Annotated in this window: 22 protein-coding genes and 1 riboswitch; of the genes, 10 read left to right on the top strand and 12 right to left on the bottom strand. The window is 54.3% G+C overall.

The window, feature by feature from the left end; genetic code table 11:
- The first annotated feature begins 2 nt into the window (after positions 1-2).
- Positions 3-4,226 carry a DNA-directed RNA polymerase subunit beta' gene (gene rpoC / locus AC07P6_RS28795; protein WP_112217118.1) on the top strand — a complete coding sequence of 1,408 codons (4,224 nt, stop codon included), beginning with the start codon at positions 3-5 and terminating at the stop codon, positions 4,224-4,226.
- A gap of 453 nt (positions 4,227-4,679) precedes the next feature.
- A complete protein-coding gene (gene dcuB / locus AC07P6_RS28790; RefSeq protein WP_110277340.1) occupies positions 4,680-6,020 on the top strand; it encodes an anaerobic C4-dicarboxylate transporter DcuB in 1,341 nt (446 codons plus the stop codon).
- A 43-nt stretch (positions 6,021-6,063) separates the two neighbouring features.
- Here the strand turns inward: dcuB and AC07P6_RS28785 are convergent, their stop codons facing one another.
- The 10 genes from AC07P6_RS28785 to rsd form a co-directional block, all read right to left on the bottom strand.
- A complete protein-coding gene (locus AC07P6_RS28785) occupies positions 6,064-6,381 on the bottom strand; it encodes a PTS lactose/cellobiose transporter subunit IIA (protein WP_110277341.1) in 318 nt (105 codons plus the stop codon).
- Positions 6,382-6,384: 3 nt separating this feature from the next.
- On the bottom strand, positions 6,385-6,645 hold the full coding sequence (locus AC07P6_RS28780; RefSeq protein ID WP_249415956.1) for a PTS sugar transporter subunit IIB: 261 nt from the start codon (positions 6,643-6,645) through the stop codon (positions 6,385-6,387).
- 219 nt (positions 6,646-6,864) lie between these two features.
- Positions 6,865-8,397 carry a sensor domain-containing diguanylate cyclase gene (locus AC07P6_RS28775; RefSeq protein ID WP_478315234.1) on the bottom strand — a complete coding sequence of 511 codons (1,533 nt, stop codon included), beginning with the start codon at positions 8,395-8,397 and terminating at the stop codon, positions 6,865-6,867.
- Between the two features lie 302 nt (positions 8,398-8,699).
- Entirely contained in the window at positions 8,700-9,833 is a 1,134-nt protein-coding gene (gene thiH, locus AC07P6_RS28770) for a 2-iminoacetate synthase ThiH (protein ID WP_478315233.1), read from the bottom strand.
- The gene (thiG, locus tag AC07P6_RS28765; protein ID WP_478315232.1) at positions 9,830-10,600 is read right to left on the bottom strand and encodes a thiazole synthase; all 771 of its coding nucleotides are present in this window, start codon (positions 10,598-10,600) and stop codon (positions 9,830-9,832) included. Before thiG ends, thiH begins: the two co-directional genes overlap by 4 nt.
- Before the next feature lies 1 nt (position 10,601).
- Positions 10,602-10,802, bottom strand: a complete 201-nt coding sequence (gene thiS, locus AC07P6_RS28760; RefSeq protein WP_181484078.1) for a sulfur carrier protein ThiS — start codon at positions 10,800-10,802, stop codon at positions 10,602-10,604.
- A complete protein-coding gene (locus tag AC07P6_RS28755) occupies positions 10,786-11,541 on the bottom strand; it encodes a HesA/MoeB/ThiF family protein (protein WP_478315231.1) in 756 nt (251 codons plus the stop codon). Before AC07P6_RS28755 ends, thiS begins: the two co-directional genes overlap by 17 nt.
- A complete protein-coding gene (thiE, locus tag AC07P6_RS28750; protein WP_478315230.1) occupies positions 11,534-12,169 on the bottom strand; it encodes a thiamine phosphate synthase in 636 nt (211 codons plus the stop codon). The genes AC07P6_RS28755 and thiE overlap by 8 nt, the downstream gene beginning before the upstream one ends.
- On the bottom strand, positions 12,169-14,064 hold the full coding sequence (thiC, locus tag AC07P6_RS28745) for a phosphomethylpyrimidine synthase ThiC (RefSeq protein ID WP_478315229.1): 1,896 nt from the start codon (positions 14,062-14,064) through the stop codon (positions 12,169-12,171). The genes thiE and thiC overlap by 1 nt, the downstream gene beginning before the upstream one ends.
- 85 nt (positions 14,065-14,149) lie before the next feature.
- Positions 14,150-14,263, bottom strand: a riboswitch (TPP riboswitch).
- 54 nt (positions 14,264-14,317) lie between these two features.
- On the bottom strand, positions 14,318-14,815 hold the full coding sequence (gene rsd / locus AC07P6_RS28740) for a sigma D regulator (protein WP_181484074.1): 498 nt from the start codon (positions 14,813-14,815) through the stop codon (positions 14,318-14,320).
- Between the two features lie 95 nt (positions 14,816-14,910).
- Between rsd and nudC the strand changes: the two genes are divergently transcribed.
- From nudC to AC07P6_RS28710, 6 genes are all read left to right on the top strand, one after another.
- Positions 14,911-15,684 (top strand): NAD(+) diphosphatase, encoded by a 774-nt coding sequence (gene nudC / locus AC07P6_RS28735; protein ID WP_478315228.1) that lies wholly within the window; start codon positions 14,911-14,913, stop codon positions 15,682-15,684.
- Positions 15,685-15,724: 40 nt separating this feature from the next.
- On the top strand, positions 15,725-16,789 hold the full coding sequence (gene hemE, locus AC07P6_RS28730; RefSeq protein WP_478315227.1) for a uroporphyrinogen decarboxylase: 1,065 nt from the start codon (positions 15,725-15,727) through the stop codon (positions 16,787-16,789).
- A gap of 9 nt (positions 16,790-16,798) precedes the next feature.
- Entirely contained in the window at positions 16,799-17,470 is a 672-nt protein-coding gene (gene nfi / locus AC07P6_RS28725) for a deoxyribonuclease V (protein WP_182235601.1), read from the top strand.
- A gap of 42 nt (positions 17,471-17,512) precedes the next feature.
- Positions 17,513-18,103 carry a YjaG family protein gene (locus AC07P6_RS28720; RefSeq protein ID WP_182235602.1) on the top strand — a complete coding sequence of 197 codons (591 nt, stop codon included), beginning with the start codon at positions 17,513-17,515 and terminating at the stop codon, positions 18,101-18,103.
- A gap of 186 nt (positions 18,104-18,289) precedes the next feature.
- Positions 18,290-18,562, top strand: a complete 273-nt coding sequence (gene hupA, locus AC07P6_RS28715) for a nucleoid-associated protein HU-alpha (RefSeq protein WP_004097675.1) — start codon at positions 18,290-18,292, stop codon at positions 18,560-18,562.
- 6 nt (positions 18,563-18,568) lie between these two features.
- Entirely contained in the window at positions 18,569-19,267 is a 699-nt protein-coding gene (locus AC07P6_RS28710; protein ID WP_478315226.1) for a DUF1481 domain-containing protein, read from the top strand.
- Between the two features lie 3 nt (positions 19,268-19,270).
- On the opposite strand, the gene zraP is transcribed toward AC07P6_RS28710, so the two are convergent.
- Positions 19,271-19,708 (bottom strand): zinc resistance sensor/chaperone ZraP, encoded by a 438-nt coding sequence (gene zraP, locus AC07P6_RS28705; RefSeq protein WP_182235603.1) that lies wholly within the window; start codon positions 19,706-19,708, stop codon positions 19,271-19,273.
- 256 nt (positions 19,709-19,964) lie between these two features.
- Between zraP and zraS the strand changes: the two genes are divergently transcribed.
- Together zraS and zraR are read left to right on the top strand one after the other, a co-directional pair.
- Complete coding sequence (gene zraS / locus AC07P6_RS28700) at positions 19,965-21,356, top strand: two-component system sensor histidine kinase ZraS (RefSeq protein WP_478315225.1); 1,392 nt, start codon at positions 19,965-19,967, stop codon at positions 21,354-21,356.
- Positions 21,353-22,684, top strand: coding sequence for a sigma-54-dependent response regulator transcription factor ZraR (gene zraR / locus AC07P6_RS28695; protein ID WP_304255062.1), 1,332 nt, complete (start codon positions 21,353-21,355; stop codon positions 22,682-22,684). The genes zraS and zraR overlap by 4 nt, the downstream gene beginning before the upstream one ends.
- On the opposite strand, the gene purD is transcribed toward zraR, so the two are convergent.
- Positions 22,681-23,970, bottom strand: coding sequence for a phosphoribosylamine--glycine ligase (gene purD / locus AC07P6_RS28690; protein WP_478315224.1), 1,290 nt, complete (start codon positions 23,968-23,970; stop codon positions 22,681-22,683). The genes zraR and purD overlap by 4 nt on opposite strands.
- Positions 23,971-23,984 lie beyond the last annotated feature (14 nt).

The raw sequence follows: 23,984 nt of genomic DNA, 5'->3' as shown, positions 1-23,984 counted from the left end.
CCGTGAAAGATTTATTAAAGTTTCTGAAAGCGCAGACTAAAACCGAAGAGTTTGATGCGATCAAAATTGCTCTGGCCTCGCCAGACATGATCCGTTCATGGTCTTTTGGTGAAGTTAAAAAGCCGGAAACCATTAACTACCGTACGTTCAAGCCTGAGCGTGACGGCCTTTTCTGCGCCCGTATCTTTGGGCCGGTAAAAGACTATGAGTGCCTGTGCGGTAAGTACAAGCGCCTGAAACACCGTGGTGTGATCTGTGAGAAGTGCGGCGTTGAAGTGACCCAGACTAAAGTGCGCCGTGAGCGTATGGGCCACATCGAGCTGGCGTCTCCGACTGCGCACATCTGGTTCCTGAAATCTCTGCCGTCCCGTATCGGCCTGCTGCTCGATATGCCGCTGCGTGATATCGAACGCGTACTGTACTTCGAATCTTATGTCGTTATCGAAGGCGGTATGACCAACCTGGAACGTCAACAGATCCTGACTGAAGAGCAGTATCTGGACGCGCTGGAAGAGTTCGGTGACGAATTCGATGCGAAGATGGGTGCGGAAGCAATCCAGGCCCTGCTGAAAAGCATGGATCTGGAGCAAGAGTGTGAAACTCTGCGCGAAGAGCTGAACGAAACCAACTCCGAAACCAAGCGTAAAAAGCTGACCAAGCGTATCAAACTGCTGGAAGCGTTCGTGCAGTCTGGTAACAAACCAGAGTGGATGATCCTGACCGTTCTGCCGGTTCTGCCGCCAGATCTGCGTCCGCTGGTTCCGCTGGATGGTGGTCGTTTCGCAACTTCAGATCTGAACGATCTGTATCGTCGCGTGATTAACCGTAACAACCGTCTGAAACGTCTGCTGGATCTGGCTGCGCCGGATATCATCGTACGTAACGAAAAACGTATGCTGCAGGAAGCGGTCGACGCCCTGCTGGATAACGGTCGTCGCGGTCGTGCGATCACCGGTTCTAACAAACGTCCTCTGAAATCTTTGGCTGATATGATCAAAGGTAAGCAGGGTCGTTTCCGTCAGAACCTGCTCGGTAAGCGTGTTGACTACTCCGGTCGTTCTGTAATCACCGTAGGTCCATACCTGCGTCTGCATCAGTGCGGCCTGCCGAAGAAAATGGCACTGGAGCTGTTCAAACCATTCATTTACGGCAAACTGGAGCTGCGTGGCCTGGCCACCACCATCAAAGCCGCTAAGAAAATGGTTGAGCGTGAAGAAGCTGTCGTTTGGGATATCCTGGACGAAGTGATCCGCGAACACCCGGTACTGCTGAACCGCGCGCCAACACTGCACCGTCTGGGTATCCAGGCCTTTGAACCTGTACTGATCGAAGGTAAAGCTATTCAGCTGCACCCGCTGGTTTGTGCGGCATATAACGCCGACTTCGATGGTGACCAGATGGCTGTTCACGTACCGCTGACGCTGGAAGCCCAGCTGGAAGCGCGTGCGTTGATGATGTCTACCAACAACATCCTGTCCCCAGCGAACGGTGAACCTATCATCGTTCCTTCTCAGGACGTTGTATTGGGTCTGTACTACATGACTCGTGACTGTGTTAACGCCAAAGGCGAAGGCATGGTGCTGACAGGCCCGAAAGAAGCTGAGCGTATTTATCGTGCTGGCCTGGCCTCTCTGCATGCGCGCGTTAAAGTGCGTATCACCGAGTACGAAAAAGATGAAAGCGGCGAATTCGTCGCGAAAACCAGCTTGAAAGACACGACCGTTGGCCGTGCCATTCTGTGGATGATCGTACCTAAAGGTCTGCCGTTCACCATCGTGAACCAGGCACTGGGTAAAAAAGCGATCTCTAAGATGCTGAACACCTGTTACCGTATTCTGGGCCTGAAACCAACCGTTATTTTTGCGGACCAGACGATGTACACCGGCTTTGCTTATGCAGCGCGTTCAGGTGCATCCGTTGGTATCGATGACATGGTCATCCCGGAGAAAAAATACGAGATCATCAGCGAAGCGGAAGCTGAAGTTGCTGAGATTCAGGAACAGTTCCAGTCTGGTCTGGTAACTGCGGGCGAACGCTATAACAAAGTTATCGATATCTGGGCTGCTGCGAACGATCGTGTATCTAAAGCGATGATGGATAACCTGCAAACTGAAACCGTGATTAACCGTGACGGCGAAGAAGAGCAGCAGGTTTCCTTCAACAGCATCTACATGATGGCCGACTCCGGTGCGCGTGGTTCTGCTGCACAGATTCGTCAGCTTGCTGGTATGCGTGGCCTGATGGCGAAGCCAGATGGCTCCATCATCGAAACGCCAATCACCGCGAACTTCCGTGAAGGTCTGAACGTACTTCAGTACTTCATCTCCACGCACGGTGCGCGTAAAGGTCTGGCGGATACCGCACTGAAAACAGCGAACTCCGGTTACCTGACTCGTCGTCTGGTTGACGTTGCCCAGGACCTGGTTGTCACTGAAGACGACTGTGGTACCCTGGAAGGCATCACCATGACCCCGGTTATCGAGGGTGGCGATGTTAAAGAGCCGCTGCGCGATCGCGTCCTGGGTCGTGTGACTGCTGAAGATGTTCTGAAGCCGGGCACCGCGGACATTCTGGTTCCACGCAATACGCTGCTGCACGAGCACTGGTGTGACCTGCTGGAAGAGAACTCCGTTGACTCCGTCAAAGTGCGTTCCGTTGTATCCTGTGACACCGACTTTGGTGTATGTGCGCACTGCTACGGTCGTGACCTGGCGCGTGGCCACATCATCAACAAAGGTGAGGCCATCGGCGTTATCGCGGCACAGTCCATCGGTGAGCCGGGTACACAGCTGACGATGCGTACGTTCCACATCGGTGGTGCGGCATCTCGTGCGGCTGCTGAATCCAGCATCCAGGTGAAAAACAAAGGTAGCATCCGTCTGAGCAATGCGAAGTCGGTTGTGAACTCTGCCGGTAAGCTGGTAGTGACCTCTCGTAACACCGAGCTGAAGCTGATCGACGAATTCGGTCGTACTAAAGAGAGCTATAAAGTTCCTTACGGTGCGGTGATGGGCAAAGGTGATGGTGAGCAGGTTGCTGGCGGGGAAACCGTAGCGAACTGGGATCCGCATACCATGCCGGTAATCACTGAAGTAAGTGGTTTCATCCGCTTTACTGACATGATTGACGGCCAGACCATTACTCGTCAGACCGACGAGCTGACCGGTCTGTCTTCGCTGGTGGTTCTGGATTCTGCAGAGCGTACAGCGGGTGGTAAAGACCTGCGTCCGGCCCTGAAAATCGTTGATGCTAACGGTAACGACGTTCTGATCCCTGGCACCGATATGTCTGCGCAGTACTTCCTGCCAGGTAAAGCGATCGTCCAGTTGGAAGATGGCATCCAGATCAGCGCGGGTGACGCTTTGGCGCGTATTCCTCAGGAATCCAGCGGTACCAAGGATATCACCGGTGGTCTGCCGCGCGTTGCGGATCTGTTCGAAGCACGTCGTCCGAAAGAGCCAGCAATCCTGGCGGAAATCAGCGGCATCATTTCCTTCGGTAAAGAAACCAAAGGGAAGCGTCGTCTGGTTATCACTCCGTTAGACGGTAGCGATCCGTACGAAGAGATGATTCCGAAATGGCGTCAGCTCAACGTGTTTGAAGGCGAACGTGTAGAACGTGGTGACGTGGTTTCCGACGGTCCGGAAGCACCGCACGACATCCTGCGTCTTCGTGGCGTACACGCGGTAACGCGTTACATCACCAACGAAGTACAGGACGTATATCGTCTGCAAGGCGTTAAGATTAACGATAAACACATTGAAGTTATCGTTCGTCAGATGCTGCGTAAAGCGACCATCGAAAGTGCTGGTAGCTCCGACTTCCTGGAAGGCGAGCAGGTTGAATACTCCCGCGTCAAGATTGCTAACCGCGATCTGGAAGCGAACGGCAAAGTGGCGGCAACGTATTCCCGCGACCTGCTGGGTATCACCAAAGCGTCTCTGGCAACCGAGTCGTTCATTTCTGCCGCATCGTTCCAGGAGACCACGCGTGTCCTGACCGAAGCAGCCGTTGCGGGTAAACGCGACGAACTGCGTGGCTTGAAAGAGAACGTCATCGTGGGTCGTCTGATCCCGGCTGGTACCGGTTATGCGTACCACCAGGATCGTATGCGCCGTCGTGCAGCAGGCGAACAGCCAGCTGTACCGCAGGTAAGTGTTGAAGAAGCTTCAGCTAACCTGGCAGAACTGCTGAACGCAGGTCTGGGTGGCTCTGACAACGATTAATCGTTGATTCGCTAAGCGCTTAAAAAGCCAGTCGGGTTTCCTGACTGGCTTTTTTTATTGTCATTTCTGAACATGGACTATTTTTTCAGAGGGCCGTCATTTAGCGCCTGCCAACCGATCGGCATTCTTCATTACATTCATTTTAATTTACATTTTATTAATGTTAATACTCCAATTAATTAGCAATTAGTCATTAATATAAATCATTAATTGCTATTTATTAATTGCGTCATCAATTGATAGGCGGAAATTCTACACGTATCAAAAAATAAGAACCGCAAACTCTATATAGTCAAAAAACTCAAATAATCATGTGATTACTTTCCCTGTTCTTTTCGGTTTACCACAGCTGAGAGGATTGCAGCGCCTGTCGAAAAGGCGATAGAGGAGGTGAGCAAATAAAAACAAAGCGTGAGCATTGCCGTTATTTAATAGATAGTTTCTGGGGGATGCATGGAATTTGCTATACAGCTCATCATTATCTTAATTTGTCTGTTCTATGGCGCGAAAAAGGGCGGAATTGCGCTCGGTCTTTTAGGCGGCATTGGGCTAGTTATCTTAGTCTTTGTTTTTCATCTTCAGCCGGGAAAACCGCCCGTCGATGTCATGCTGGTGATTATCGCGGTGGTCGCCGCTTCGGCGACATTACAGGCCTCCGGCGGTTTAGATGTCATGTTGCAGATTGCCGAGAAACTCCTGCGGCGCAACCCGAAGTACGTCTCGATCGTCGCGCCATTTGTCACCTGTACGCTGACGATTCTTTGCGGCACTGGTCACGTCGTTTATACGATTCTGCCGATTATATATGACGTTGCCATTAAGAATAATATCCGTCCGGAACGGCCTATGGCGGCAAGTTCTATCGGTGCGCAGATGGGAATTATCGCCAGCCCGGTTTCCGTTGCGGTTGTCTCACTGGTTGCCATGCTTGGTAATTTCACGTTTAACGGTAAACATCTTGAATTCCTCGATCTCCTGGCTATAACTATCCCGTCCACGCTATTAGGTATTCTGGCTATCGGTATTTTTAGCTGGTTTCGTGGTAAGGACCTGGATAAAGACGAAAAATTTCAGGACTTCATCTCGACACCGGAAAATCGCCATTATGTTTACGGCGATACGGCCACGCTACTGGATAAGAAGCTGCCGACCAGTAACTGGATTGCGATGTGGATTTTTCTCGCATCGATCGCAGTGGTTGCCTTACTCGGTGCCTTTTCCGAACTGCGCCCGGCGTTCGACGGTAAGCCGCTATCGATGGTTCTGGTGATCCAGATGTTTATGCTGCTCTCCGGAGCGCTCATCATTATCATTACCAAAACTAATCCGGCATCGATTTCCAAAAATGAGGTTTTCCGTTCGGGGATGATCGCCATCGTTGCGGTGTATGGTATCGCGTGGATGGCGGAGACCATGTTCGGCGCGCACATGACCGAAATTAAAGGCGTGCTGGGGGAGATGGTCAAAGAGTATCCGTGGGCCTACGCCATCGTGCTGCTGATGGTGTCGAAGTTTGTTAACTCCCAGGCGGCTGCGCTGGCGGCGATTGTCCCGGTGGCGTTGGCGATTGGCGTCGATCCTGCCTATATTGTGGCTTCTGCGCCTGCCTGCTATGGCTATTATATTCTGCCGACCTACCCAAGCGATCTGGCGGCGATTCAGTTCGACCGTTCAGGTACCACGCATATCGGCCGCTTTGTGATTAACCATAGTTTTATCCTGCCAGGCTTAATTGGCGTCAGCGTCTCTTGCGTCTTTGGCTGGGTATTTGCGGCGATGTACGGCTTTCTTTAAGAGGAGGCAGGCGCCGATAGCGGCGCCTGTTAAAGGGTCGAGGCTATTGTGCGAGCGGAATACGGCGATAGAGTTCAATCATATCGGTCGCCAGATCCTGAATGACCATCGCGTTCATCAGGTGATCCTGCGAGTGAACGGTAATCAGGTTGACCGGAAGCTTGCCGGTACCCTCGTCCAGACCGATGAGCTGAGTCTGGATTTTATGTGCATGCTTAACGAATTCGTGGGATTCAGCCATGGCCTGCTCGGCGGCGGCGAAATCACCTTTACGCGCCAGCTGCAGAGCGGTTAAGGCTGAACTACGTGCTGAACCGGCGTTAACCAACAGCTCCATAATGATCGTTTCTAAATCTTCCATCTCTTACTCCATCAACTTCAGGGCTTTATCAAGCACGGCATCGCCTTTCATCATGCCGTAATCCATCATATCGATAACGGCGACTTTTTTACCGAACGGATCGGCCTGCGCCTGTAGTTTCGCCTGCTCATACTTCACTTGTGGTCCGAGCAGGATAATATCGGCAGCCGCGAGGTTATCTTTAAACTCGGCGACCGGTACGGCTTTGATGGAGACTTCGATACCTTTCTGTTGCGCAGCCGCCTGCATGCGTTGAACCAGCATGCTGGTGGACATACCCGCAGCACAGCATAAAACGATATTCTTCATAGTTCGTGGCCCTTGTGTTCCTTGATATACCATCTTTATCGCGGGCAAGAGGGCGGAACAACCGCTTTACGATGATTGTGTGTAAGTCATCACAAAATAATGAAACCGGTTTCTTTTTTGTGGCTGAAAATATCAATAAAGCCCAGCGAAGTGGGCTTGTAGAAGCTGATTATCTCAAGTGCGAATAATACGATTCTTTCCCTGCTGTTTGGCTTTGTAAAGTGCCTCATCGACGCTCACTACCAATTGCTCTAGTGGCTCCATATTCCATTCGCCTAAGCCCGCGCTGAACGTTACCGTCAATCCCTCTTCACGCCAGGAGCGCTGCGCGACGTTGGCTCGCCAGTTTTCCAACAACATCAGGGCATTATCGATATGCTCAGCGGCAAATATTACCGCAAATTCTTCGCCACCGTAGCGATAGAGTGAAACGTGTAAAGGTTGCAAAACCTGTAGACCCTCACGGGCCACGTTACGCAGGACGATGTCGCCATTGAGATGGCCCCAGGTATCATTTATCGATTTAAAGTTATCAATATCAACCAGCGCGAGGGCGAAAGGCTGATGATCGGTCATCAGCGCGGCAATATCGTTGTCGAAGGCCCTGCGGTTTTTGCAGCCAGTTAGCGCGTCGATGGTTGCCTGACGAACGTAGGTTAGTTCGCGCTGCTTATTGCTCTCAATGGCCTTGCTGAGCATGGCCTCAAGGCGCGGCGCACGCTTAACGTCCCCGGTCTTAATTGCATTGATGATGTTCATTAGTACGGTGCGTGACGCATGGCGTAGGTATAGCCCAAACAGAACAATGACAATGGCGGCAAGGGCAAAACCCCAGGACACAATGTTGGTTTCGTGGCGCGTTAAGTTGATTAGCGTCGAATTGGCGACACGGTAGATAATGAACCAGTCAGGATTGGTAAAAGAGTAGTAATAGTACCAGACGTCTTTATCTGCATCATAAAGCTGGCCTTCGCCGCTGGTCATACTGTCCATCAAGGTGCTGCTAACATAGGGTTTAAACAGAGCGCCAGGATCGGGATGAAGAACGACTTTACCATCACGTTGCACGACAAAAAATTCGCCCTGAACAGGTGCAACCATTTGTCGTAACGCGTAACCCATTGATGTCAGGTCGAGATGAAAAGCGAGGCTCCCTTTGAGTCGCCCTTCTGGAGAGATAATGGGTTTATAGAGAGTAATGGTTGGATGATGCGTGAAATAGTCGAGATAGGGACTGGTATAGAGGCTGACAGTGCTAGCTCCTGCCTGTTTGATAAACCACGGCCGCGATTTGGCATCAAAGGTCCGACTATCTTCGGTCTCCAGCACCTCGGGCACGCGTAGATAGTGCCCGTCTGTATCTGCCAGCGAGATTGAGGAAACTGTCTGCATCATGTTTTGCAACTGCATTAACAGCATTAAACCTTTTTCAGGGTTGATGTTAACGGCATTGTTTAATTCATCATTGCGCGCAAAGAAAGTTGCTGCGCGAGCGAGGATAAAATCATTTCCCCGGAGCAGCGTTTCCGTGTAATTCGTCGCCATGTTATGAGTGAAGTTGCGGTTTGTATGATGATAACCCTCAAGAAAATCGTTGCGCTGAGTCTGAGTGACAAACACCGCGATCAGCAAGAAGCTGAGTAAAATACCCGCAAACCCGATCAAAATCGGCGTGGTGAAAGAGAGTTTTCTGTTATGACGAGCCATGAGTCGTAAATCGTTCCAGAAGAGATAAACCGTGGGTTTAAACGCAGGTTTAGCCAGCATGCCTGCTGAGCGAATCAGATAAAACTCCGTTAATTATAACTCTCGCTTTGTAAGATGGATTTATTTATATGCGATAACAATGTGAGAGTGGAGCAGGGCGAAAATGAGGAAGAGCTATCATTCGCCCTGGACAGCATCCACTGCTGACGAAGACAGGGTAGAGAAACGGAAATCTGACAACAATCTCCCGTTTCTCTTTTTACGAGCATGCACGAAGAACTTTTAAGGAATTACATTCCTCTTCATGACGACCGGGAAGCGCGTCCCAGCCAGCTGTCCCAATCCTTCCAAACTGGCTGAAGCCCACTGGCAACCAGCGCGCTGGCGACCTCTTCGGGGCGACGGTCATCGTGAGGCGCAAACTGTTCGAGCTCAGGATGGTTATCGGCATAGCCACCTGGCTGGGTTTTCGAAAATGCACTGACGTTGTTAATGGCCAGTGGAATGACCCGATCGCGAAACCAGGGAGATTCGCGGGTTGAGAGCGAGAGTTCGATTTCCGGAGCCAGCAGACGGAAGGCGCAAATAGTTTGCACCAGTTGACGTTCATCCATGAGCGAGGCCGGTTCGATGCCTCCGGCGCAAGGTCGTAATCGCGGAAAAGAGATGGAGTAGCGGCTGCGCCAGTAGCGCTGCTGGAGCCACAGCAGATGCTCCGCCACCATAAAGCAATCCACGCGCCAGCTGTCGGAGAGGCCGATTAATGCGCCGAGGCCAATCTTATCAATCCCCGCCTGGCCGAGTCGGTCCGGCGTATCTAAGCGCCAGAAGAAGTCCTGTTTTTTGCCTTTCAGATGATGCTTCGCATACATGCTTTCATGGTAGGTCTCCTGGTAGACCATTACTCCGTCCAGACCGAGAGTTTTGAGTTCGGCATACTCCTCCATCGCCAGCGGCTGAACTTCCATATGTAGCGAGGCGAACTGGCGGCGAATAGCGGGCAAATGCTGACGAAAATAGTCCATACCGACTTTACCCTGATGTTCACCGGTGACCAGCAGCAGATGCTCAAAGCCCATTTCGCGGATTGCCGCGCACTCGCGAGCGATCTCATTATCGTCCAGAGTCTTGCGCTTGATGCGGTTGCTCATTGAGAAGCCACAGTAGGAACAGTCGTTGGCGCACAGATTGGAGAGGTACAGCGGGACGTAAAAACTGACGGTATTACCAAAACGCTGGCGGGTCAGACGCTGTGCACGCTGCGCCAAAGGTTCCAGATAGCCTGCGGCGGCAGGCGAGAGGAGGGCCATCATGTCATCGCGGCTGAGCTGTTTTGCTGCCAGTGCGCGTTCGACGTCAGCCGGGGTTTTACTGTTAATACGCAGGCGAATGTCGTCCCAGTCCAGTTGCCGCCAGCGGTCAGTGAAAGTTTTCATACCAGCGCCTCCAGAAAGCCGGTCAACGGGCTGGTGGCCTGTGCCTGGCTGCTACGAGCACCGGGCCCGGCCTGTCTCGCCAGCGATCCTGCCTCGATCGCTAAGCGGAACGCGCGGGCCATGGTTACCGGATCGTCGGCAACGGCGATAGCGGTATTGACCAGGACCGCATCAGCGCCCATTTCCAGCGCCTGCGCCGCATGGCTCGGTACGCCAATACCTGCATCAACGACCACCGGTACCGTGGCCTGTTCGATGATAATCTCCAGCATCGCTTTGGTTTCCAGCCCTTGGTTGGAGCCGATAGGCGCGCCGAGCGGCATCACCGCCGCGCAGCCCGCTTCTTCCAGACGCTTGCACAGCACAGGGTCAGCGCCGCAGTAAGGCAGTACCACGAATCCTTCCCGCACTAATATTTCTGCCGCTTTCAGGGTTTCAATTGGGTCAGGAAGAAGCCAGCGGGCATCCGGGTGGATTTCCAGCTTCAGCCAGTTTGTGCCCAGCGCTTCCCGCGCCAGACGGGCGGCAAAGACGGCTTCTTCCGCCGTTTTCGCCCCTGAAGTATTGGGGAGCAGGCTCACACCCGCCGCCAGCAGCGGCGCGAGAATAGCGTCATTATGCTGACGCAGGTCGACACGTTTCATCGCCAGCGTAACCAGTTGGCTACCGGAGGCGCGAATGGCTTCGACCATGACGTCGGGGGCTGCGAATTTCCCGGTGCCGGTGAAAAGACGCGATTCAAAAGTTTTATCTGCGATACGTAACATGTCAGCCTCCAGCGATAACCTGAAAAAGCAGGATCTGGTCGCCTTCCTGCAAAAGTTGATCTTCCCAGCGCTCGCGCGGCAGGATGTGTTGATTGAGCGCCAGCGCGACGCCCGGTTGCTGCTGTTCCAGTTGAGCGAGCAGATCCGCAACGGATGTCGCTTCGGCGCACTGTAACGGCTCATCGTTAAACCACACTTGCATGCTTCCCTCCACATACCGGGCAGCCCTGAGCCCGTTGAAGTGCAAGAGTGCGCCAGTTGCTGGTCCGGGCATCGAACAGACGCAAGCTATTGCGCGGGGCCGCCATGCCGCTGAGCAGTTTGATTGCCTCCAGCGCCTGTAAGGTACCCATCATGCCGACCACCGGGCCGATAATGCCCGCCGTGCGACAGTTGCGTTCCGGTTCGGCAGCGTCCGGCCATAAGCAGCGATAGCACCCCTGTTCCCAGGGCGGCGTCAGCACCATCAACTGGCCTCCGAGCCCGACGGCGCTGGCGGTAATTAGCGGTGTTTCAAGCGCGACGCTGGTGGCGTTAATTTCCTGACGAGTCGCCATGTTATCGGTGCAATCCAGTACTACATCGGCCTTTGCCACTTCGTCCTGTAGCGCCTGACCGCTTAATCGCTGCTGTAGCGTAATCAGTTCAATCTGTGGGTTGAGGCGCGCCAGCCGTTCTCGGGCGGCGGTGGTTTTTGGCTGCGCAATATCATCGCTGGTGAACAGAATTTGCCGCTGTAGATTGCTGACATGCACGTCATCGTCATCGGCCAGCACCAGCGTGCCGACGCCTGCGCCTGCGAGATACAGCGCAGCGGGCGAGCCCAGTCCGCCGAGGCCAATAATCAATACCCGGCTGGCCAGCAGCTTTTGTTGACCCTCAATGGCGATATCCTCCAGCAGCAGCTGGCGGCTATAGCGCATAAAATCGCTGTCATTCATCGCCAACTCCCGCTATCTCGAGCAGCTGTGCCGTTGCCTGTCGCCAGTCAGCCGCCTGCGTGATGGCGCTGACTACCGCAATACTGCCAACGCCGGATGCCAGTACCGCCGGAGCGCGCTCAAGGCTAATACCACCGATGGCAACCGTCGGATAATCCCCAAGACGTTGGATATGCTGAGCGAGCTGTTCCAGTCCCTGAGGGGCGGAAGGCATCTGCTTGGTTTGCGTCGGGAAAACGTGGCCGAGAGCGATGTAGGAGGGACGAGCCGCCAGCGCGATATCCATTTCCATATCGTCGTGAGTAGAGACGCCAAGGCGCAGCCCGGCGTTGCGGATTGCGCTGAGATCGGTGGTTTCGAGATCCTCCTGGCCTAAATGTACGCCGTAAGCCTGATGTTTAATGGCCAGGTGCCAGTAGTCATTAATAAACAGCCGGGCATTGTGCTTGCGCCCCAGGGCGATGGCGGCGATCACATCGTCTTCAACTTCGCTATCGCGTTTATCTTTGATGCGCAGCTGAATGGTACGAACGCCCGCAGTCAATAAACGTTCAATCCACTCTACGCTATCGACGACCGGGTAGAGTCCTAAGCGGAAAGGGACGGATGGGAAATCAGGTTGATACATCAGGCTTCCTCCTTTTTCAGATAGATTTCGCCGCCGCGGGCGCGGAAGCTATTCGACATATCGCTCATGCCAACTTCGATATCCTGGCGGGCTGCATAATCGCGCACTTCCTGGCTGATTTTCATTGAGCAGAATTTGGGGCCGCACATGGAGCAGAAGTGAGCCACTTTGCCGGACTCCTGCGGCAGAGTCTCGTCGTGGTAAGCGCGAGCGGTGAACGGGTCGAGCGCCAGGTTAAACTGGTCTTCCCAGCGGAATTCGAAGCGTGCTTTTGACATCGCGTTATCGCGGATCTGCGCTCCGGGATGGCCTTTGGCAAGGTCAGCGGCATGGGCGGCGATTTTGTAGGTAATCAGCCCTTGCTTAACGTCTTCTTTGTTCGGTAGGCCGAGGTGCTCTTTTGGCGTCACGTAGCAGAGCATCGCGCAGCCGAACCAGCCAATCATTGCGGCGCCAATGCCCGAGGTGAAGTGGTCATAGCCCGGTGCGATATCGGTGGTGAGCGGCCCTAAGGTGTAGAAAGGTGCTTCGTGGCAGTGTTCCAGCTCCTCGGTCATATTGCGCTGAATCATCTGCATCGGCACGTGGCCTGGGCCTTCAATCATCACCTGTACATCGTACTCCCAGGCGATTTTGGTCAGTTCGCCCAGCGTGTGCAGCTCGGCAAACTGCGCTTCGTCGTTAGCATCCTGAATGGAACCCGGACGCAGACCATCGCCCAGCGATAGGGAAACATCATAGGCAGCGCAGATTTCACAGATTTCGCGGAAATGCTGATAAAGGAAGTTCTCCTGATGATGGGAGAGGCACCACTTCGCCATAATAGAACCGCCGCGTGAAACAATGCCGGTCAGCCGCCTGGCGGTCATCGGCACGTAGCGTAGCAGCACGCCCGCATGGATAGTGAAGTAGTCGACGCCTTGTTCAGCCTGCTCCAGCAACGTGTCGCGGAAGGCTTCCCAGGAGAGATCTTCGGCGATCCCGTTAACTTTCTCCAGCGCCTGGTAGATCGGCACGGTACCGATTGGTACCGGACTGTTACGCAGGATCCACTCGCGGGTTTCGTGAATATAGCGACCGGTCGACAGGTCCATCACCGTATCCGCGCCCCAGCGAGTGGACCACACCAGCTTCTCGACCTCTTCTTCGATAGATGAAGTGACCGCCGAGTTGCCGATATTGGCATTGACCTTCACGAGGAAGTTGCGGCCGATTATCATCGGTTCTGACTCAGGGTGATTGATATTGGCGGGGATAATCGCGCGCCCGGCAGCGACTTCATCGCGTACGAATTCCGGGGTGATGTTCTCCGGCAGTCGTGCGCCAAACCCAACTCCGGGATGCTGGTGTCTCAACACTTCGCCACGAATGCGCTCGCGGCCCATGTTTTCACGGATGGCGATGAACTCCATCTCTGGGGTGACAACGCCCTGGCGGGCATAGTGCAACTGAGTCACGCATTTCCCGGAGATAGCGCGTTTTGGTGTTAGCAGGCCGGTAAAGCGCAGTTCGTCGAGGCCATCATCTGACAGGCGCTGTTTGGTATATGCCGAGCTGCGATCGCAGAGTTCTTCGCAGTCGCCACGCGCTTCAATCCACGGCTGGCGTAGTTTTGCCAGACCTTGTTGGACATTGATTACTATCTCCGGGTCGCCATAAGGGCCGGACGTGTCATAGACAGGAATGGCTTCGTTAGCTTCATAGCGGGGATTATCTTTAGCACCGCCGATGAGCGTCGGGCTCAGCTGAATTTCGCGCATCGGGACGCGAAGATCTTCACGTGAGCCGCGGATATAGATACGTTGCGAATTGGGAAATGCGGTGCCTTCCAGCGTGTCGATAAAGCGCTGCGCATGTTCGCGTTGCTCTCGACGGGTCATTTTTGTTGTAGACATAGCTCATTCCAGGTGAACAGGATATGGCTTGTCAGACGACGGATGGAGTAACAGATGCGATCGGGCCCAGATGGGCTGACGCTAAATGCAGTTTACTCTTGTTCCCTTCGCAGGTATTAGCCTGATCAGGTTCCGCGGATCCCGAATTAACGGTCTCAGCCTTTTCCACTGTGGAAAATGGGCACTCCGACAAGATGACATCCCCTCTCTGAGAGGGGGAATGTATGTAAACTACTCGTTAATAGCGGACAACTCAAGCCGTCGGCGCGATATTGTCGCTGACGGGGTCCTTTCGGCTGTGGGCGATGGCGAGGGCGATGAGTTTATCCTCCAGCGCAAAGCGTACTTCCAGCGCTTCGCCGATATCCGATAACGCCTGTTGAAACTCAAGGTAGTTATCGTGATCGATGGCGTTTTCGAGGCAAGAGTCGTAGTCATCCATGATCTGCTGAGTGTTGGCTTGCAGCTGTGGATAAAGCTTAGTGGCGGTTAAAAGTGGCGTATCACCTTCCAATTCGGCGATAAAGCGTTCATAAATACTAAAATGACCGGAGGAGAGATAGTCCACCAGACTTTGACAAAAATCATCCAGCGCCTTCTCATTAAGCCGCATAAATGATTCCTTGCCAGGTTTCAGGCCAACCAGGTTGTAGTAAGCCACGAGTAAATGCTTACGTACTTGTAGCCAGCGATCGACCAGTTTATTGCTGCCTCCAACACGTTCCGTCAGGTTTTCCAGCTGGTTTAACATGGTTGACTCCGCAAGTTTTAAAGAGAAATACGTTGCTCACCAAAATGTAAATTTAATGTTAAAAGTGCCAGTAAAATGAAGGTAGTGCAATAGATATGGATCGTATTATTGAAAAATTAGATCGCGGTTGGTGGATAGTCAGCCACGAACAGAAATTATGGTTACCCGACGGGGAATTACCATATGGCGAAGCGGTAAATTTTAATCTTGCGGGGCAACCCGCGCTGCGCATAGGGGAATGGCAGGGCGAACCGGTGTGGCTGGTTCGTCAGGAGCGTCGACATGAGATGGGATCGTTGCGTCAGGTACTCGATCAGGATGCTGGCCTTTTTCAACTGGCAGGACGCGGGATCCAACTGGCGGAGTTCTATCGCTCGCATAAATTCTGCGGTTATTGCGGGCATCCGATGCACCCCAGCAAAACTGAATGGGCGATGCTCTGCAGCCACTGCCGTGAGCGTTATTACCCGCAAATCGCGCCGTGCATCATCGTTGCTATTCGACGGGATGATTCTATTTTGCTGGCGCAGCACACGCGCCATCGCAACGGCGTGCATACGGTGCTGGCCGGGTTTGTCGAAGTCGGTGAAACACTGGAGCAGACGGTTGCCCGTGAGGTCATGGAAGAGAGCGGCATTAAGGTGAAAAACCTGCGCTACGTGACCTCCCAGCCGTGGCCGTTCCCGCAATCGCTAATGACTGCGTTTATGGCGGAATACGACAGCGGCGAGATTGTTATCGATAAGAAAGAGTTGCTGGAAGCGGGATGGTATCGCTATGACGATCTGCCGCTCCTGCCGCCGCCGGGCACGGTTGCCCGCCGCCTGATAGAAGATACCTTGGCGATGTGTCGGGCAGAGTATGAGTGACATGTTACACTTGGCGCATCAACGCTAAAGGAATGTAAAAATGACCGAATTGAAGAACGATCGTTACCTGCGCGCGCTGCTACGTCAGCCGGTTGATGTCACCCCGGTGTGGATGATGCGCCAGGCGGGCCGCTATTTACCGGAATATAAAGCCACTCGCGCCGAAGCGGGCGACTTTATGTCGCTGTGTAAAAATGCTGAGCTGGCTTGCGAAGTGACGCTGCAGCCGCTGCGTCGCTATAAGCTGGATGCGGCAATCCTCTTCTCGGACATTCTGACTATCCCGGACGCCATGGGGCTGGGGCTTTATTTCGAAGCCGGTGAAGGCCCGCGTTTTACCTCGCCCATCACCTGTAAAGCGGATGTCGATATACTACCGATCCCTGACCCGGAAGGGGAGCTCGGCTATGTGATGAACGCGGTGCGTACAATCCGCCGCGAGCTCAAAGGTGAAGTGCCGCTGATTGGTTTCTCCGGTAGCCCGTGGACGCTGGCGACCTATATGGTTGAAGGCGGCAGCAGCAAAGCGTTTACGGTGATCAAGAAGATGATGTATGCCGAGCCGCAGGCGCTGCATGCCCTGCTGGATAAGCTGGCGAAAAGCGTCACGCTGTATCTGAACGCGCAAATCAAAGCGGGCGCTCAGTCGGTGATGATTTTTGACACCTGGGGCGGCGCGCTGACCGGTCGTGATTATCAGCAGTTCTCGCTCTACTACATGCATAAAATCGTCGATGGTCTGCTGCGTGAGAACGAAGGCCGTCGCGTACCGGTAACCCTGTTTACCAAAGGCGGTGGGCAGTGGCTGGAAGCGATGGCGGAAACCGGTTGCGATGCGCTGGGCCTCGACTGGACTACCGATATCGCCGATGCGCGCCGTCGCGTGGGCCATAAAGTCGCTCTGCAGGGCAATATGGACCCTTCAATGCTTTATGCTCCTGCGGCGCGTATCGAGGAAGAAGTGGCGACCATTCTCGCCGGATTCGGTCAGGGTGAGGGTCATGTCTTCAACCTCGGCCACGGGATTCACCAGGACGTCGACCCGGAACACGCGGGTGTGTTTGTGGAGGCGGTGCACCGTTTGTCGGCGCAATACCACCGTTAAGGAGTGATTATGGATTTGGCATCGCTACGCGCCCAACAGCTGAGCCTGGCGGAATCGGTGGAGCGAGTCGATCGTCTGGACCAGGATCCGCCGATGCTGATCGGCGGGGCGGATGTTGGATTTGAGCAAGAGGGCGAAGTCACCCGGGCGGCGATGGTGCTGCTGAGCTATCCGTCGCTGGAGCTGGTGGAATATCAGGTGGCGCGCGTTGCCACCGCGATGCCCTACATTCCCGGTTTCCTCTCCTTTCGCGAAACGCCTGCGCTGCTGGCGGCGTGGGAGCAACTTTCACAAAAACCGGATCTTTTATTCGTCGACGGGCACGGTATTTCTCATCCGCGCCGCCTCGGCGTCGCCAGCCATTTTGGGCTGCTGGTGGATGTCCCGACGATCGGTGTGGCGAAAAAGCGGCTATGCGGTAAGTTTGAACTGCTCGGCGATGAGCCCGGTGCGCTGGCTCCATTGCAGGATAAAGGTGAGCAGTTGGCATGGGTCCTGCGCAGTAAAGCGCGCTGCAACCCGCTGTTCGTCAGCACCGGACATCGCGTTGGCCTTGATAGCGCGCTGATGTGGGTAGAACGTTGCCTGAAAGGCTACCGTCTGCCGGAGCCGACGCGCTGGGCTGATGCGGTGGCGTCCCGCCGACCGGCGTTTGTGCGTTGGCAAGCAAATCACGGCTGATTCAGGTACACTGCGGCTAATTTCTGACTTCGAGAATTCATCATGTTACAAAACCCGATTCACCTGCGTCTGGAGAAGCTGGAGAGCTGGCAGCACGTCACTTTTATGGCCTGTCTGTGCGAGCGGATGTACCCCAACTACGCCATGTTCTGCAAGCAAACTGAGTTCGCTGATGGCCAGCTGTATCGTCGTATCCTTGACCTGATCTGGGAAACGCTGACGGTTAAAGATGCGAAAGTGAATTTTGATAGTCAGCTAGAAAAGCTGGAAGAGGCGATTCCGGCCGCTGATGATTACGATCTGTACGGTGTTTATCCGGCCATTGACGCCTGCGTCGCATTAAGTGAATTGGTTCACTCGCGGCTGAGCGGGGAAACGCTTGAACATGCGATCGAAGTGAGCAAGAGTTCCATCACCACCGTTGCGATGCTGGAAATGACCCAGGCTGGTCGCGAAATGACCGACGAAGAGCTCAAAGAAAACCCAGCTGTTGAGCAAGAATGGGATATTCAGTGGGAGATTTTCCGTCTTTTGGCCGACTGTGAAGAACGAGACATTGAACTGATCAAAGGGCTTCGTGCAGACCTCCGCGAGGCCGGCGAGAGCAATATTGGTATAAATTTTCAGCAGTGAGACAAGAAAACGTGATTTACCGCCTGAATTGTAGCGTCTGAAGGCTTCCATTCCGCCCCCCGTCTGGTCTACATTTGGGGGGCGAAAAAAAGTGGCTATCGGTGCGTGTATGCAGGTGGGTGCTTTTTTGGCATTTCCGTCGCACTCGATGCTTAGCAAGCGATAAACACATTGTAAGGATAACTTATGAACAAGACTCAACTGATTGATGTAATTGCGGACAAAGCTGACCTGTCCAAAGCACAGGCGAAAGCTGCCCTGGAATCTACCCTGGCTGCAATTACTGAGTCTCTGAAAGAAGGTGATGCTGTTCAACTGGTTGGTTTCGGTACCTTCAAAGTGAACCACCGCGCTGAGCGTACTGGCCGCAACCCGCAGACCGGTAATGAAATCAAAATCGCCGCAGCTAACGTACCGGCATTTGTTTCAGGCAAAGCACTGAAAGACGCAGTTAAGTAAGACCGCGTGGCAGTTTACAGTTTTATCGAAGGGGCTTTTAAGCCCCTTTTGTCTACCTGGCGTCGTCCGTTGGCGCTGGCGGGCGTATTGCTGCTTACTGCCTGCAGCCACGATTCTTCTCTCCCACCGTTTACCGCCAGCGGGTATGCGGATAACCAGGGAGCGATGCGTATCTGGCGTAAAGATTCAGATGGCGAGGTTCGCCTTCTTGCCGCCTTTAGCCCGTGGCGTAACGGGAATACCTCGACCAGCGAGTACCGTTGGCAGGACGATCAGCTTGCGCTAATCGAACTGAATGTTTACGGCAAACCCCCGGAACATATTCGCGCCCGCTTTGATGCGCAGGGCGAGCTAAGCTTTATGCAGCGTGAAGTCGACGGGCAGAAGCAGCAGCTTTCCAGCGATCAGGTTGCGCTGTATCGTTACCGCGCAGAGCAAATACGCCAGACCAGCGATGCTTTACGTCAGGGGCGCGTGATGCTGCGTCAGGGACGCTGGCATGCCAACCAGACGGTAACGACCTGCGAAGGTCAGACCGTGAAGCCTGACCTTGATGCGCGAGCGCTAGCCCATATTGAACGTCGCCAGAATCACTCATCCATTGAGGTGAGCGTGGCGTGGCTGGAAGCGCCGGAAGGTTCCCAGTTGCTGCTGGTGGCAAACGAAGACTTCTGTACCTGGCAGCCGACTGAGAAAAACTTCTAAATTTTACCAGTGGTTCATGCCCATATGACCGCGGCCACCACCCCCACAGCCTCCACGCCCCATTCCCTCGCCGCGAGGAATACCCGCCTGGGCTAAAGCGACATCAAACTTAACCCGCTGCTGGGCCAGCTTCTGACCGAGAGCTTCCATCTCCTGGGCAACAGATTCAATTTTTGTACTGTCCGGTTTATCCGCAGTTAACAACGCATTGTATTCGTAGCGTTTTGATGTGAGCTGCTGGCGTAGAGCGCGGGTTTGCTCATAGAAATCGCTATGCAGCTTCTGGGCAGTGGCCTGCTGTTCAGTCGTCAGTTGGCTATAACCCTGCGGACCCATTCCGTTACCGTTATTCCAGTGGTGTCCTGCCCATGCAGAGCTGCTACCAAAGGTTAAGGCGGCAAGGGCGATGAGTGTCAGAGTGAATTTGTGGTTCCGTTTCATGGTTTATTCTCCTGGTTTATGGTTTATGGTTTATTCCGTATTTGCATCTTCCGTGCCAGGATGAAAACTCCGCAGGATATAAGGTTTTCTATCGCATCAGCAGATGACAGCGAGTAAAAATGACTCGCGGCAAAGATCGATGCGGGTCATTTTTACCCGCCGTCTTGCGGGTTTATGCCTGAGAGCCCGTTTGCCGGGCCGGAAAAATGGCATGATTTCTGCTGGGAACCGTAGAGCCTGATAAAAGGGAGTTGCAATGAACGTGATGCGGTTGTCGAAGGATTCTGTCGCCGTTGGGCTGAGCTGGCTATTGACTGGCCTCATCTTACTGCTGGTGTGCCTGTTTTCCGTACTTATCGTGCGCGACAATGGTCGTGAGAACGACGCCGCGCGCCAGACCATTCAGGAAAAAGGCAGCGTACTGATTCGCGCCCTTGAGTCCGGAACTCGCGTCGGTATGGGAATGCGTATGCATCACGCCCAGCTTCAGGCATTGCTTGAGGAGATGGCCTGGCAGCCTGGCGTACTGTGGTTTGCGGTGACGGATGAGAATGGCAAAATTATTGCTCATAGCGATCCGCAGCAGGTTGGTGGGACGCTGTATCCTGCCGATGCGATGCGCGAGTTGAACATTGGCAGCGAGGAACGCTGGCGGCGGCTTGAAAAACCGGAGCCGGCACTGGAAATCTATCGCCAGTTTCGCCCGCTTAACGGTGGGGGCGCTCACCATATGCGCATGATGATGCGCCGCGAATCTGCCGACCTGCGTGCTCAGGTGCCGCAGGTCATTTTTATCGCCTTTGATGCCCGGGAACTGGATGCTGACAACGCCCGTGGTCTGCGGAATATGATCGTTATGCTGTGCGCGGCAGGCGTGGTGATGGTGGCAACCGTGCTGGCTCAATTTTGGTTCCGACGCTATCAGCGCTCGCGTAAGCAACTACAGGAAGCGATGGCGCGTAAAGAGAAACTGGTGGCGATCGGGCATTTGGCTGCGGGCGTCGCGCATGAAATTCGTAACCCGTTATCATCCATTAAAGGGCTGGCAAAGTATTTTGCTGAACGTACCCCGCCCGACGGCGAAGCGCATCAGTTGGCCCAGGTGATGGCAAAAGAAGCCGATCGTTTAAACCGGGTGGTCAGCGAACTTCTGGAACTGGTGCGTCCGGCACATTTAAAATATCAATGGGTTGATTTGAATGAGGTTATTACCCACTCGCTGCAACTGATTGGTCAGGATGCGCAGAGCCGCGCTATCGAGCTGAACTTTAACGCTCAGCCTTCGCTACGCCGGATTCAGGCCGACCCTGACAGGCTTAAGCAGGTATTACTGAACCTGTATCTCAACGCGATGCAGGCCATTGGATATCATGGGACGATTCGCGTGGAAGTCGGTGAATGCGATGGTCAAAGAGTGAAAATCGTCGTGACCGATAGTGGAAAAGGGATGACAGCAGAGCAAAGACAGGCCATCTTCACCCCCTATTTTACGACCAAAGCAGATGGCACCGGACTGGGGCTGGCGGTAGTGCAGAATATTGTTGAACAACATGGCGGAACGATCCACGCCGACAGTACGCCGGGAAAAGGCGCCGTTTTTACGCTTTATCTGCCGGTGAGCGCGCAACAAAAGGATGAACAAGGATGACGGATGAGAAGGTAGACATTCTGGTTGTTGATGACGATGTCAGCCATTGCACGATCCTCCAGGCCTTACTGCGGGGCTGGGGCTATAACGTCGCATTGGCCCACAACGGGCTGTTGGCTCTGGAGCTAGTGAAGCAAAAAGTATTTGACCTGGTGCTGTGCGATATCCGTATGGCGGAGATGGACGGTATCGAAACGCTCAAGGAAATTAAGGCATACAACCCGGCAATTCCGGTACTCATCATGACCGCTTTCTCCAGCGTAGGAACGGCGGTTGAAGCTATCAAGTCCGGGGCGCTGGATTATCTCATCAAACCGCTGGATTTTGACAAACTGCAGGAGACGCTTGCCCAGGCGTTGGCACATACGCGCCAGTCCGATAGCGGCATGGAACCAGGCCCAGCAGCACAATTTGGCATGGTGGGTGATAGCCCGGCGATGCAGACGCTACTCAGCAATATCGCCCTGGTGGCGCCATCTGACGCGACAGTGTTGATCTGCGGTGAGTCAGGTACCGGCAAAGAGCTGGTTGCCCGTGCGCTCCACGCCAGTAGCAGGCGTAATAATCAACCGCTGGTGACGCTGAACTGTGCGGCGCTCAATGAATCGCTGCTGGAGTCGGAGCTGTTCGGTCATGAGAAGGGGGCGTTTACCGGGGCCGATAAACGGCGGGAAGGGCGTTTTGAGCAAGCCGATGGCGGCACATTATTCCTCGATGAGATTGGTGATATCTCACCGCTGATGCAGGTGCGATTGTTACGAGCGATCCAGGAACGAGAAGTTCAACGCGTTGGGAGTAATCAGACGATTAAGGTTGATGTCAGACTGATTGCCGCCACCCATCGCGATTTAGCCGAAGAGGTGAGTGCCGGTCGCTTTCGTCAGGATCTCTACTATCGCCTGAACGTGGTGACTATCGACATGCCGCCGTTGCGTCAGCGTCGAGAAGATATCCCACAGCTGGCGCGCTATTTCCTGCAACGTTATGCCGAGCGGAACCGCAAGGCGGTGCAGGGTTTTACGCCGCAGGCGATGGATTTGCTGATCCACTACGACTGGCCTGGCAATATTCGTGAGCTGGAAAACGCGGTAGAGCGGGCGGTGGTTCTGCTGACGGGAGAGTATATTTCCGAACGCGAGCTACCGTTGTCGATTGCCGGTACGCCACTTCCGGCGTTGTCACTATCCGATGATGTGATTCAACCGCTGGTGGAAGTAGAAAAAGAGGTGATTCTGGCGGCGCTTGAAAAAACGGGCGGCAACAAAACTGAAGCCGCCCGCCAGTTAGGCATTACGCGCAAAACGCTGCTGGCTAAGCTTAGCCGCTAGTTTTGCTCGCGTTCGATAGCGCGCCAGCCGATGTCGTTACGGCTAAAGCTGTCGTCCCAGCGAATATCGGTCATCAGGGCGTAAGCGCGTTTCTGCGCTTCGGCAACGGTATGACCCAATGCGGTGGCGCATAGTACGCGACCGCCGCTGGTCAACACACGGTCGTCATCCGCGAGCTTAGTCCCTGCATGGAATACTTTACCGTTTGCGGTTTCTGCCAGCGGCAGGCCGTGGATAACGTCCCCGGTACGGTAGTCAGCCGGATAACCTCCGGCGGCAATTACCACGCCTAACGCGGCGCGTTCATCCCATTCGGAGGTTTGTTCGTCCAGCTTGCCTTCACAAGCGGCCAGACACAGATCCACCAGATCCGATTTCATGCGTAGCATGATCGGCTGAGTTTCCGGATCGCCGAAGCGACAGTTGAATTCGATAACCTTCGGGTTGCCCTGTTTATCGATCATCAGGCCTGCGTACAGGAAGCCGGTGTAGGTGTTTCCTTCCGCTGCCATGCCTTTGACGGTTGGCCAAATAATACGTTCCATAGTGCGCTGGTGAACTTCATCGGTCACGACGGGTGCCGGTGAGTAGGCGCCCATCCCACCGGTGTTCGGGCCGGTGTCGCCATTGCCTACACGTTTGTGGTCCTGGCTGGTGGCCATCGGCAGCACGTGCTCGCCATCGACCATCACGATAAAGCTCGCCTCTTCACCGTCGAGGAACTCTTCGATCACGATACGATGACCCGCGTCGCCAAAAGCGTTGCCTGCCAGCATGTCATGCACGGCGGCTTCGGCTTCTTCAAGCGTCATTGCCACGATAACGCCTTTACCGGCAGCCAGACCGTCGGCTTTGATGACAATGGGGGCACCTTTCTCGCGCAGGTAAGCCAGCGCCGGTTCGATTTCGGTGAAGTTCTGATATTCCGCCGTCGGAATGTTATGACGGGCGAGGAAATCTTTGGTGAAGGCCTTTGAGCCTTCAAGCTGCGCGGCACCTTCGGTGGGGCCAAAGATTTTCAGACCGGCGGCGCGGAAGGCGTCGACCACGCCAATCACCAGCGGTGCTTCCGGGCCGACGATAGTCAGGTCAATCTTCTCGCTCTGGGCAAAGGCCAGCAGTGCCGGGATATCGGTAACACTGATAGCCACGTTTTGCAGCGCAGGCTCCAGTGCGGTGCCCGCGTTACCTGGTGCGACAAAAACGGTATCGACATTTGGTGACTGTACCGCTTTCCAGGCCAGGGCGTGCTCGCGCCCGCCGTTGCCAATAACTAATACTTTCATCGTCTGCTCCGTGG

Source organism: Klebsiella sp. GFKo11 (genome assembly GCF_056490265.1).
Note: the sequence above shows the minus strand (reverse complement) of the source record. Positions and strands in the feature narration are given on the sequence as shown.